Source organism: Microbulbifer maximicatervae (SeqCode) (assembly GCF_052467385.1).
The window spans coordinates 42,119-54,419 of the sequence record NZ_CP174311.1; the positions used below are offsets into that span (position 1 = coordinate 42,119).

The following is a 12,301-nucleotide window of genomic DNA, read 5'->3' on the forward strand; positions in this document are numbered from 1 at the left end:
TGAGGGTTCCCGGTTTCTATTGCTGCATAACTAGAATTTCCAGAGTACGAGGGTCTTTTTGACCTTCGTAGTATTTCTCCAGGACTGTATCAAATAAAGTTCTGCCCTCTTCTACCAATGCGGGTAAGGCCATAGAAGATTTCATCTTCAAATCTTAATTACTTCTAGTGTATCCAAAGGAAGCTTGAAATAGAGAAAAAGTGGCATATGTAAAGTATGGGTGATCTTTATAATATGAAAAAACAAATATAAATTATTTAATATCGTACCAATCATTATATTTTTTCAGAATTTATCTGATTGAAAAATATGTATAAATACTAAAAGTAATTTTTAGAGATAAAATCCCAAGTCTGTTCATACAGTAATTGATGTCCCTTGGAATTTGCATGGAGGCCATCCTCTGAGAGAAAGGTAATAAATTCCTGAGCTCGCCATAAATTGCCAAACTCCAGTATGGGGATCATTTCGGTAGTGGCAGATTCTCTCATAGCTTGGTTATAAAGGTCCGCATCAGCCTGATAGAAATAGAAATCACTATTCCGAAAGGGAGTAGTTCGTTGCTCATCGAACGGAATGCCTGTCATTAGGAAGGACGGCGCGATAGTTTTAGACGTTTGTAACAGCTGTCGCACTGTTTGGCGGAAAGAGTCCAGCGCTACAGAGTTCTCAGCCTTTGGTCCCCCGATGCGGCAAATATCATTGAAACCAGGATATATCCCGATTAAGTGTGGCCTTCTTGGAGGCAGTTCTCGGGAAAGTCTTATGGCTAAAGAGTTCGCGTTCTCTCCGAATATTCCCAGAGCGTAAACTATATTATTGGGATCTAAAGTTTCGAACCGAAACCGGAATCTTTGAACAAATCCGCCTAGTTCTGTATCACCTTTTCCATAGATAGAACTGGAGCCAATAAAGACAATTTTTTTGGGGACTCTTCGTGCCATAGAAAGTCACTAATTTGGCTGAACCTTGGATTTTATTTGCCGTTACCATTATAGACATCGACTAGGTCCAAGTTGTATGCATTAGTATCAAATCTTGATTTCTAAAAGTTGAGAGTCCAAGGCTGGAGTAGGAATAGCCTTGTTAAAAAACAATTAGAAATCGAATGGAGAGAGTTCTAAGGTGGGCTGTAGATTTATAGTTTCTTTGGAGGTGGGGAAGAGGTGCTGATCGGTTCGGCTTAAAATGGTGGGGAAAATTTAATACGGGTAGAGTGGTAGATTCTGTGAGTATGGATACTATAGCTTATACGCCAATATAGTGGTTCAGATAATGATTGCCATCCAGCCTTTCGATCATAAAAAAAGCCCCATCCTTGCGGGCAACTAATGTTGGACAGGAACTTTCAGTATCTCGAAAGTACGAAGGTCCTTCTGTCCTTCATAGTATTTTTCCAGCACCTCTTCAAATAGCTTGTCTTTGGGATCGGCGATAGAAAATAGCGTCATGGATGACTTAAGTTTTACATCATCCGGTGAGCCGAATATCTGGTAAGCGGAGTAATTATTCAGTTGCAATAACTCCTTGCAGCACTCTTTGAGCCTGGGGCCGAGCACAGGGTGCTCCAGGTAAGCCCGGGCTTCATCCAGGTTTTTAATTGCAAAATGTTCGGATGTCGCGCTGTGCCCCAGGCCGGAGATCTGGGGGAATATATACCACATCCAGTGGGAGCGCTTATGGCCGCTATGTAACTCACTCAGGGCACTTTCATAAGAGCTTTCTTGCGCCGTCACAAAACGCTCAAGGTGAAATGGTTGGGCCATGCTTTGATTCCCTTTATTCTTATTCCTTTGCAAGCCCAAGGTTAGCAGCAATAAGGATGAATGCGAGAGGATGAACTGCCTGACGGCTGAACTTCCACCAATTAATTGATATTCATCATGATCTCAGCAAGGGCGGGCTCCTTGGCTCCCACAGGAGAATCTCCCAATAGGTTCTTCATATCGGCATAGGAAAGTTGAATTAGCCGATGTATGTCATTGGAAGTGTCAACAGTACAAGGAAAACTACCGCTGACAAAGACGGAAATTGAATTTGTTCGCTGAGTATTAAAAATACGAATTTCCCGCCTGAAAAAATCATTGCCGCGACAGGATGCCGCTCTTCCTGATGGAATACTATTGCCTGCGGGAACGCTTAGCAGTACATCTTTGGATCTTTCTTCAAAGGGGCCACGTCTATAGATCAACATTTCTCGTAGTCCTTTAGACACTGGATGGTTAAACTCCAGACCGCTAATTGCGTCGATTACCTGCAAGCTTTCAACATCGTAGTAGCTGTGAGCTTGTCGATCGAAGGGGCCCTTTAACCCATAGAGAAGCTCCCGCAAACGTCGGGAGACTTGCGACTTGACGGGCTGCTTTTCAATCTCTCCAATAAGTTCAGGATCGGTCGGCAAATAGAAATTACCAAATTCCTTTAATAGGGCCTTGGATTCACGACTTGCTTCCTCATTTTGGAACAGCTTATCGAGTAAGGCTCGAATTGAAACTGATTGGTTGTTATCATCAATTTGTAGTTCCAGCTCATTGTTTCCTATTTTTACCCGTAGGGAACCGTTACTTTCACTTTTATAGAGTAAAAAACAAAAGCTCAAAACAATAAGAGCAATGATACTTCCATAAATAAAATGAACACTCTTATTCGGCTTCCCTGCTGGCATATATACCTCTGAAACTTAGCTATAACTTTTTTGTGGTTCACTGCTTAGGTGCAAAAATCCGCGCATTCTACAGTAGGTAGGGTGTTGGTCCAATTAAATATCTATCTTACGATTGATATTTGTGATTGAAATGGTATTGGTCGAAAAGTTACAGGCTGAGATGATTAGGGAAGGAAAGTGAAATGATGTTAAATACTGTTAAGCTGATATTTATCTTTAAAAAATACAATTAACATCAGGGTGCTTTCTTATTGCAGAAAGTTTAACTTCGTTGAATGTTGAAGCATAATGGCGCGATTTTTCTGGGGTGTATTTTAATTGTTGAATTTTTTCAAGTTCTGTAAGATTAGGCTCAAAGTCAGCATTGTCTTTATAAAATTTCAAGCTTACTAAAGTGGATAAGCAGTTTAGATATTTTTCTTCATCTAAACCTGGGATATTTGCTATTTTGCTTCCCATGTAGCTTTCTGCCATCAAGGTTAAATTGTTATTTTTTAATTCATTAGTTGCATGTTCTTGAGCTAGTGCTCGGGCTTCATTGAGAATGTTGTCATTGCCTTCTTTTCCGTATAGAAAGCTGTAAATTGATGAGAATAAAATAAGCATTAAAGAGGCTGTGCCAACTAGTATATAGTTCTTCATATTGTATTCTTTTGTGGTTATAATTCTCTTGGTAAAAGACCAACGGATGTATGCATATATTCTGGCTTGCCAAGAAACCTGATAGATTCTTCGGCCTCTTTAAGAGGGATTAGTATTGGGTTTTGATTTTCCTCAAAGACAGCTACATATCTTGAGTTTGCTTCTATTTTTTCCGGTTTCCCACAGCTTGATCCTTGCCGGTGAACGCTAATGAATTTAGGCTGTGGATCTCCCCATCCATATAAAACTATAAAGCCAGTTTGTGCGTCGTATGGATGGTTGGTGTAATGATGATCAACATGGATTTCAACAATAGCGATATTACTAGAGTTTTCAATTTTCTGAATCAAATAATCTTTTTCAGGTTTTGGGTATACGTATGTAAATTCTTTATCTGGAGACAGTGGGGGAATAGCGATCTTCTTTTGAATGATTGGCGCACATGCAGTAGATAAAGAGGGGGAAGTGACAAATATAAGGAGAGATATTTCTTTGAGTGTCATTGTTCTGATCCATCCCGTCTAATTGTTGAAATATAGAGGTTGGTATAAAGGCTAAGTTACTATTCTTCAGATATTTTTCTAGTTGAAAATTGATTCATTGTTAATGGTCAAAATAGGTAATATTTTCTCACAGTTTCTATTTTCAAGAGCGGAGATAATTAAACATTAATTTGCCCAGATAATACTTATTATAGGTGCTCCTTAAGTTAGATGTCACTTAGCGCTAAGGCGTGGTAGGGCCTTACTAGCAAAAGTAATTGTCAGAATAGATGAAAAAGGGAGGGTTTCCATCAAGCATAATCCAATAATTAATGAGGTCGAGAAGAAATAAAGCAATCTCTTAAAAAGCCGCACTTTGAAGTATAAGGGGTGAAAGGACTCATGAAGAGGGTGGGGAAATGGGTCGAGGGGTAAGCTTTCTAGTCCTAATGAGTTAAAAGCAAAAAGAATTTTTAAGGTGAAATGGGGGTTGGTGGGGTTAACAGGGCTGGATGAAAAGCAGGCAAGCGTAGCAGAAGGGTGGGTGATTAATAAGTATGCCCTAGATTTGAAAGCTGGAGTTTCATTGTGAATCAAGCATAAAAAAAGCCCCATCCTTGCGGATGAGGCTTTTGGAGATGGTGCCCGGAGGCGGAATCGAACCACCGACACGGGGATTTTCAATCCCCTGCTCTACCGACTGAGCTATCCGGGCTTTGCGATCTTGCTGGGCTTCCCCTGCGTCGCGAGGCGCGTATTAAAGCCCTTCCCCGGGTCAGAGTCAACCCCTTGATTATAAAAAAGTTTTTTTTCTTTGCCGGGGAAGCTTCGGGGCCTTGTGTTACTGCTGTTCCGGCGGAACGTAACCGTCGGCTGCGTCGTATTCCTCGCCGCTTAAGAACTTCATCATCTGCTCGCTCAAGTAGGCGCGGCTTGAGGGTTCCATCATGTTCAGGTGCTTTTCGTTAATCAGCATGGTCTGGTGGGACATCCACTCCAGCCAGGCCTTCTTTGAAACGTTCTCGAAGATATCCATGCCTTTGGGGCCGGGGAAAGGCGGTGCATCCAGACCTTCCAATTCCTCTTGGTACTTGCGGCAGAATACGGTTCTGGACATGGACTCCTCCTGGTTTTAGTCGGCAGTGGTCGGCGCGAGCAGGGGAGCCTGCAGCGCCAGTAGTTGTTTTGCCAGCTTGACGATAGGGGCGGGTAGCCCCAGTTCCTGGGCCGCACGAGGGCGGTTTAAACGCCGCAGTTTATACCAGCCAGCGCCGCTCTCCGCCACCTGTGCTGGGACTTTGCTCAGTTGTATCCACACCGGGGAAATATCCAGGTGAAAGTGAGTGAAGGTGTGTCGCAGGGTCGGCAGGGTTTGGACGTCACTGGCACGCCAGCGCTTTGCCTTGAGCCAGTCGCTGCTATTGTCGGCTTCAGGCGGGCTCCAGAGTCCGCCCCAGATTCCGCTGGGCGGGCGCTGTTCCAGGTAGATTTCACCTTTGTGTTCAAGCAAGAGCAGGGTGGCGCTGCGCACCGGCTTTTCCTTGCGCGGTTTCTTGCCGGGGTAATCCTGTGGGTTGCCCTGGGCGTGAGCCACACAGGATTTTTTCACCGGGCACTCCTCGCAGCGTGGTTTCGAGCGGGTGCACAGGGTGGCACCCAGGTCCATCATCACCTGGGTGTAGTCGTTAACGCGTTGGTTTGGGGTGTAGGTCTCGGCCAGTTGCCACAGTTGATTGGCAACCGCTGTCTGTCCGGGCCAGCCCTCCACGGCGTGAAAACGGGCCAGCACCCGTTTGACGTTGCCATCGAGGATCGGTGCCCTGAGCCCCATACTGATACTGGCAATAGCGCCAGCGGTGGAGCGACCTATGCCGCTCAATTCGGTCAGTTCCTCTACGCCCTGGGGAAACTCCCCGCCGTATTCCTCCAGCACTGTCTGGGCGCACTTGTGCAGGTTGCGGGCGCGGGCGTAGTAGCCGAGGCCGCTCCAGTGAGCCAGGACTTTGTCCTGAGGCGCGCGGGCGAGGCTTTCCAAGGTGGGGAAGCTCTGCATAAAGCGCTCAAAGTAGGGAATCACCGTGGTGACCTGGGTCTGTTGCAGCATGATTTCGGACACCCAAACCCGATAGGGGTTGATGTCTTGCTGCCAGGGCAGGTCTTTGCGCCCGTGTTTGTCGAACCATTTCAGGACGGCATTTTGGAACTGCTTTGGGGTCATGGGGATACTGCGGGCTGGAATCTGTGGTTGAACGCTGGAGTTGTGCACCGGGTGGACCCCGGTGCACTTTAGCGGGGCCTTAGCGGCCGAAGAGATTTTTCAATTTTTCTTTCAGCTCGTCGACCTTTTCTTCAACTTTATCGCCATATTTCTTTTCGGCTTTGTGCTTCAGTTCTTCCCGCAGCAAGTCGTCGAGGCGGCGGCTGTCGGGTTTACAAGTGCTGATGTTCACATCGTCGAAGTCGCCCTTGCAGCGCAGTGGCAGCGGGCGGTTGCGCCAGCGCTTGTTGCGCACGGTACAGCCGTCGGCGGAGGTGCTCTCGCCCACCAGGGCCAAGCCGAGCTTGAAGTCGAAGTCCTGTTTCTTCAGGTCCACCTCTCCGTCACCGGTCAGGGCGATATTTTCGATACCGGCGAGAATTTCGCTCACATCTACCTGGTCGCCTTTCACCGCGATGGTGGCGCGAAGGTCCTGTAGTCCGGTGCTATTGGGCCAGTCCCGGGTGGGCATTTCGGTATTTTCCGCGTAACTGAACAGCTGGCACATGTTTTTCTCCAGGTTGAATGGAGAAATCGACATTTCCTTGCTGGAAACCTCAACGGAGGCGCGCAGGTTTTTCTCTAAGGCTGTGGATGTTTTACCTTTGGTGCTGGCACTCCAGTTAACGCTGGCTTCCCCAGCCAGCTGGACGTCTTCACTGGGGAAGAGGGCAGCTTGGACCTTGCCGATATCCACATTGGTGAGACCGCCCCGCATCTGCGCCTCGGCGGACTGGGCGCGAGCGTTGAGCTGACCATTCGTGTTCAGCTGGCCACCATAGATATCGGCACTCAATTTTTGCAGTCGGTAGAGGCCGTTATCCACGGTGAGTTGGATTTCCGGGCTGTCCATTTGCAGGTCAGCGGCTTGCAGTTGGTCCAGTGCCAGGCTGATATTGGCGTTGAAGCCGCGCAGGTCGCTCAGTGGCAGTTCTGCCGCGGGTGGCTTGGCAGCTACTGTTCTCTTTGGTTTTTCTGCGGTTTCAGTTTGATCGCTCTGTGCCGCCTGCTCTCCCGGCTTTTTGCCTTCAGCGGCGGGAGCTTGCGCACTCTGTGCTTCCACTCCCTCGGTTTGTTTTGCCGAAGCGGCTCCAGCCTCATCTTCGTTCGAAGGGGGCAGATAGTTATCCAGGTTAAAGGCGCCGCCGCGCAGGTTCAGGTCCAGCCCGGGCATTTCTGCGTTGCGCAACTGGGCGTTGCCGCTAAAGGTGACGTCGTCCAGTTTCAATTGCAGCGGTGTCAGGTCGAGCTTTTGCTCGGTACCTTCCACGCTCGCTTCGATACTCAGCTTTTGCAGTGCCGCTTTATCGCGGGTATCGATTTCCGTGCCCGTCAGTTCAAACCAGGGGCGCAGAGGGTTGGCATTGGCGTTGACGTTTAGTTGTATACGCCAGGGTTGAATGTTGCTGTCCCTGCGCAGGTAGCCGCGCATATGCAGGCTGGCCTTGGCGCTGTTCTCAGAGGTGAGGTCTACTTGTAGCGGTTGCAGGCGCAGCCCATTAAGGCCCTCATCCAGGGCGAGGGTGCTGTCAATTTTTAGCTTCAGCGGGTGTTTGAGGTCGCTGCCGGTAAGGTCTGCTGCGGCAGTGAGTTTGCCCGGCTCGCCACCCGGCACCAGGTTAATAACACTTACCTGCAGGTCTTGGACTTTGTACTCTTTGTTAGTCTGGGCATCGCTGTAGAGCACCACGCCCTTCTCGATACGCAGCTTTTGCAGGCTCAGGTCGACCTGTTGTTGTGATGGCTCTTCCTGTTCCTTGGGGATAGAGAGTTTGGGAGGTTGCTTGCTCTGAGCTTCCAGGGCCTCGCTAATCAGCTCCCAGTTGCCGCGCCCTTCTTTGTCGACGGTGAGTTCAATTTGCGGAGCTACCAGGACTATCTCTTCGGCCTCTACTTTGCGTTGCAGTAGTGGCTTTAGGGCCACGCCAATGGCAATTTTTTCTGCTTTCACCAGAGTTTGTTTTGGTAGCTTTAATGGTGCCAGCTGTACATCTTCAAGTTGCAGGCCGAGCTTGGGCCACAGCTGCCAGCCGATATCACCTTCCAGTTGCAGGGAGATGCCCTGCTTAGCAGCGAGTTTTTCTAACTGGGGTTTGTATTGGTTGATGTCGAGTCCTGCTAACAGCCAGGCGACGGCGCCAGCGAGTAGCAGGAAAACGATTAAAAGTGCGATAAAAGTGCGCTTTATCCAGGCCATGGAGAGCATTGTCCCTGTGTATTTGTCGTGTGGTGTCACACATATGACGCCGCAGCGCGGCTCGATGTTCCCGCGCACTTCTACAAATAGGTTATGCCGGAATTGTAGGAGATGCAGCCCCGCGAGGCTGGGAAAGCACTGCGGGGCCATTGAAGCAGGTGTTTATTAGAAAATAAACCGCACACCGGCTTCGACGCTGCGACCAGCTTCAGGAGCGTAGTCGCGCAGTAGTGAGGTGGAGTTGCGAATTTCTTCGTCGAGCAGGTTGCGGGCGCTGGCGAAGATCACCGCGTCGCTGCTGCCGATGTTGAAGTTGTAGTGGGCACTCAGGTCCATACGGGTATAGCCGTCGGTTTCCTCTTCGTAGGCGCCGGCGCGGTCCTGGTCCGCAGCTTCGACTGTGCGCCATTCCCAACCCCACTGGTCGTACTCTGCTCCCAGGGCGAGGCCCAGGCGCAGGGGAGGCATGCGCGGCACATCGGAACTCTCACCGGCGATATCTTCGTCGAAGCTCGCGCGTACAACATCGCCAAACAGAGTCAGATAGAAGTTGCTGCGCAGGGGAAATTTCACCGAGGCTTCAGCACCGTAGAAGGTGGCATCGCGATTGGCATAGGCGTAGATGGGCAGCTCTTCTTCGTACTCAAGACCGGTATTCTGCGAATAGATGTAGTCGCCGATGCGGTTGTAGAAGACGCTGGCTTCAATCTGCGCTGCATGCCAGCCGCTGGCTGCTTCGTTGTGGTGGTGATAGCCCAGTTCCAGGTTTAAAGAGCGTTCTTTGTCCAGGTCGCTGTTACCGATCAGGTAGCGCGACTCGGCCAGGTGCTCACCGTCGGCGAACAGCTCTTCGGCTACCGGGGCGCGCTCGGAGTGGGTGGCGCCGACGCTGATATGTTGGTGCTCTTGCAGGAAGTACTGCAGAGTGGCACTGGTGCTGAACAGATTGAAGTCGCGATCCTCTGAGGTCTCCGGATCGATATCGACAAGCTCAATACGCGCGCCCAGGTCCAGGTGCCAGCTGCCCCACTCGCGTTCCTTCATGGTGAAGAGGCCGGCGCTGCGGGTGCGGGAGGGCTGGATAAAGGCTTCGTCGCCCACTGCAGCAAAGTCTTTGTCGGACAATTGCAGGCCGTAAGCACCACGCCACTCTCTATCGTTGTCGTGGGTGATTTCCAAGCGACTTTCCCAGGCTTCATTGGTAAAGCGGGTACCGGGTTCACCTTCTTCCAGCTCTACGTGCTCATAGTCGTTATAGCCGATACGCAGGCGCAGCTTGTCCCAATAGTTGCTGTTGAAGCGGTGCTCGCCTTTGAGGTCGTAGCGAGTCTGCGCCATATCGATACGCACAGCTTCGACTTCGCTCTCCTCCTCATGCTCTTCGTGTTCCTCGTGATCGTCCTCGTCGTGCTCCTCCTCTTCGTGGTGGTGCTCGTGAGTGCCGAGGGGAATGCCGTAGTTGTTCTCAAGCTTGTTTACTGACAGGCCGATATAGCCACTTTCAGTAATCCAGGAAACTCCACCGCTGTAGCTGTGGGCGCGGGCGTTGGTGTTGCCGACGTAGCCGTCGGTGTTGAATTCTTCCTCGTGCTCGCCTTCGTCCTCGCCGTGCTCTTCGTGTTCCTCGTGCTCGACAATAGCGAGGCCGGGAATTTCCGTATCGTCATTTTCGCGGTAGACACCGTCGAAGTACCAGGCCAGCTGCCCGGCACCGCCGGTAAAGCGGAATACCGAGGCATCCTGGCTGTTGGCGGTGTCGTGGCGCATCTCAACCGCGCCTTCAACTTCCTCGGGCACTTCGGTGGGGATGCGGCCGTCGATAATATTTACCACTCCACCGATAGCGCCGCTGCCGTAGCGCAGTGCCGCAGGTCCGCGCAGAATCTCGATGCGCTCGGCCAGCAGGGGTTCGATACTGGCGGCGTGATCGGCGCTGGTGTTGGAGGCGTCAGAGACATCCAGGTTGTCGTTCAGGATCTTCACCCGGTTGGCGCTCTGGCCGCGAATAACCGGCAGGCCCACGCCACTGCCGAAGGAGGCGTTGGCCACTCCCGGCTGGTTCTTCAGGGTTTCGCCCAGGGTGGCGGAAGCGGCTTTGCGCAGGGTCTCGCCGGAGAGCACCGATACCGGCGCAGCTACTGCGTCGGCGGGCTTATCCAGGGGAGATACGGTGACGTTAACTTCTTCCAGTTTGTTGCTGTCTTCTGCGGCGCAAATAGCGGGCACGGCCAAGCTGGCAATAGCCAGGGCCAAAGTATTGAACTTAGTCATTGTTTTTTATTCCTGTCACAGGCGGACAATGCCATACGCGCTCCAGCGCGGGCATTCATTAAAAAAATATCGGTTTTTGGGTGTTAGCTGAGTGACAGGAACAAGGGAGGGGCGCGCGCACTCTGGCGCTCTGGCTGGCAATCGCGTGCGGTTGGCGCAGAGGGCCGTTCGTAGTGACTTTGGGGCTCAGCCTGTACGAGCAATGGCTCGCTGCCGAGTGCTGCAGGTGAATGCATGCAACACAGGTCACACATCTCTACCTGGGTATTGCCCAGGTGAAAGTGCTCCGCCCACAGCGGCTGAGCTGCTACTACGGCGAGTAACAGGAACAGGCTGGCCCAGTAATGGGATTTTCGGCGCTTTAGAGTAACCATGCGGTGCATGATAGGGCTAAACAATTACGAATCAAGTTTCATCTGACACTAGAGAGCCACAGGGGATGTCATTCATCCTATAATTTGCGCCCTCTGTCTTATCGTGTAAATAAGGACCGCTTTCGATGCGTACAGCTAGCGTCACCCGTGACACCCTGGAAACCAAGATTCAAGTCAGCGTTAACCTGGACGGCCAAGGTCATGGCAAGTTCGCGACTGGAGTTCCTTTCCTGGAGCATATGCTCGATCAAATTGCCCGTCACGGCATGATCGACATGGACATTAGCTGCGACGGCGATATCCATATCGACGACCACCATACGGTGGAGGACATCGGCATCACCCTCGGCAAGGCCATCACTGAAGCGCTGGGGGATAAAAAGGGCATGACCCGCTATGGCCACAGCTATGTCCCATTGGATGAGGCGCTCTCCCGTGTAGTGATCGACTTCTCCGGGCGGCCCGGCCTGGTTATGGATGTGCCTTTCACCCAGAAGCGGATCGGAAATTTTGATACTGAGCTGTTTTACGAATTCTTCCAGGGTTTTGTTAACCACGCCCTGGTAACCGTGCATATTGATTGCCTGCGCGGCCACAATGCCCACCATCAGGTGGAAACTGTATTTAAAGCCTTTGGCCGCGCCCTGCGTATGGCGTTGACCCCGGACCCCCGTATGGCCGGCACCATGCCCTCCACCAAAGGAGTCTTGTGATGGGTAAGATTGCGGTACTCGATTACGGTATGGGCAACCTGCACTCGGTGGCCAGCGCCCTGAACAAGGTGGCGCCGGAGGCCGAGGTGGTGCTGGCACAAACTCCGGAGCAGGCCGAGGGCGCAGAGCGCCTGGTGGTGCCCGGTGTGGGTGCCATTCGGGATTGTATGGCAGGGTTTGTCGAGGCGGGTTTTTCGCCGCTGCTTCGCGAGGCTATCAATGTGGGTACCCCGGTGCTGGGTATCTGTGTGGGTATGCAGATTATGATGCACCACAGCGAGGAGAATAATGGCGTTGATTGCCTGGGGATTTTCCCGGAGCCGGTGAAATTCTTCGGCGACAACATTCCCCCGGCGCAGAGTGCTGAACGGCTCAAGGTGCCCCATATGGGCTGGAACAGTGTTCAGCAGCGGCAGCCGCACCCCCTGTGGGCCGATATTGCCGATGGCAGCCGTTTCTACTTTGTCCACAGTTACTATGTGCCGGCTGCTGAAAACCCGGATATTGCCGGGCAAACCGAATACGGCATTCCCCTGGCTGCCGCAGTTGCCAGGGAGAATATCTTCGCCACCCAGTTCCACCCGGAGAAGAGTGCCGAGGCTGGCTTGCAGCTGCTAAAGAATTTTGTCCACTGGAACGGCCGGGCTCAATAGACCCAGCTCACCGATCACACTGAAATTACTGCCGACGTAAGAAAAGA

At 51.2% G+C, this 12,301-nt stretch carries 13 protein-coding genes and 1 tRNA gene; 2 read left to right on the plus strand and 12 right to left on the minus strand.

Features of this window, described 5'->3' with window-relative positions:
- Positions 1-16: 16 nt before the first annotated feature.
- The 12 genes from ACJJIR_RS00175 to ACJJIR_RS00230 form a co-directional block, all read right to left on the minus strand.
- On the minus strand, positions 17-145 hold the full coding sequence (locus ACJJIR_RS00175; RefSeq protein WP_444906901.1) for a DUF1810 family protein: 129 nt from the start codon (positions 143-145) through the stop codon (positions 17-19).
- Positions 146-320: 175 nt separating this feature from the next.
- Positions 321-944, minus strand: coding sequence for a GDSL-type esterase/lipase family protein (locus ACJJIR_RS00180; protein WP_444906902.1), 624 nt, complete (start codon positions 942-944; stop codon positions 321-323).
- Positions 945-1,328: 384 nt separating this feature from the next.
- Positions 1,329-1,766 (minus strand): DUF1810 domain-containing protein, encoded by a 438-nt coding sequence (locus ACJJIR_RS00185; protein ID WP_413663762.1) that lies wholly within the window; start codon positions 1,764-1,766, stop codon positions 1,329-1,331.
- Positions 1,767-1,867: 101 nt separating this feature from the next.
- Positions 1,868-2,665, minus strand: coding sequence for a hypothetical protein (locus ACJJIR_RS00190; RefSeq protein WP_444906903.1), 798 nt, complete (start codon positions 2,663-2,665; stop codon positions 1,868-1,870).
- A 216-nt stretch (positions 2,666-2,881) separates the two neighbouring features.
- Positions 2,882-3,307, minus strand: coding sequence for a hypothetical protein (locus ACJJIR_RS00195; protein ID WP_444906904.1), 426 nt, complete (start codon positions 3,305-3,307; stop codon positions 2,882-2,884).
- 17 nt (positions 3,308-3,324) lie between these two features.
- A complete protein-coding gene (locus ACJJIR_RS00200) occupies positions 3,325-3,810 on the minus strand; it encodes a hypothetical protein (RefSeq protein WP_444906905.1) in 486 nt (161 codons plus the stop codon).
- A 618-nt stretch (positions 3,811-4,428) separates the two neighbouring features.
- Positions 4,429-4,504, minus strand: a tRNA-Phe gene (locus tag ACJJIR_RS00205).
- A gap of 126 nt (positions 4,505-4,630) precedes the next feature.
- On the minus strand, positions 4,631-4,906 hold the full coding sequence (locus ACJJIR_RS00210; protein WP_282930759.1) for an oxidative damage protection protein: 276 nt from the start codon (positions 4,904-4,906) through the stop codon (positions 4,631-4,633).
- A 15-nt stretch (positions 4,907-4,921) separates the two neighbouring features.
- Positions 4,922-6,007: an A/G-specific adenine glycosylase gene (gene mutY / locus ACJJIR_RS00215; protein WP_444908449.1), complete on the minus strand. Its 1,086-nt coding sequence runs from the start codon at positions 6,005-6,007 to the stop codon at positions 4,922-4,924.
- 79 nt (positions 6,008-6,086) lie between these two features.
- Positions 6,087-8,243: an AsmA family protein gene (locus ACJJIR_RS00220; RefSeq protein ID WP_444906906.1), complete on the minus strand. Its 2,157-nt coding sequence runs from the start codon at positions 8,241-8,243 to the stop codon at positions 6,087-6,089.
- A 165-nt stretch (positions 8,244-8,408) separates the two neighbouring features.
- Positions 8,409-10,514, minus strand: a complete 2,106-nt coding sequence (locus ACJJIR_RS00225; protein ID WP_444906907.1) for a TonB-dependent receptor — start codon at positions 10,512-10,514, stop codon at positions 8,409-8,411.
- Between the two features lie 83 nt (positions 10,515-10,597).
- Positions 10,598-10,912 carry a hypothetical protein gene (locus tag ACJJIR_RS00230; protein WP_444906908.1) on the minus strand — a complete coding sequence of 105 codons (315 nt, stop codon included), beginning with the start codon at positions 10,910-10,912 and terminating at the stop codon, positions 10,598-10,600.
- A 101-nt stretch (positions 10,913-11,013) separates the two neighbouring features.
- Here ACJJIR_RS00230 and hisB point away from each other — a divergent pair, with 101 nt between their 5' ends.
- Positions 11,014-11,601, plus strand: coding sequence for an imidazoleglycerol-phosphate dehydratase HisB (gene hisB, locus ACJJIR_RS00235; protein ID WP_108734943.1), 588 nt, complete (start codon positions 11,014-11,016; stop codon positions 11,599-11,601).
- Positions 11,601-12,254: an imidazole glycerol phosphate synthase subunit HisH gene (gene hisH / locus ACJJIR_RS00240; protein WP_444906909.1), complete on the plus strand. Its 654-nt coding sequence runs from the start codon at positions 11,601-11,603 to the stop codon at positions 12,252-12,254. The genes hisB and hisH overlap by 1 nt, the downstream gene beginning before the upstream one ends.
- Positions 12,255-12,301 lie beyond the last annotated feature (47 nt).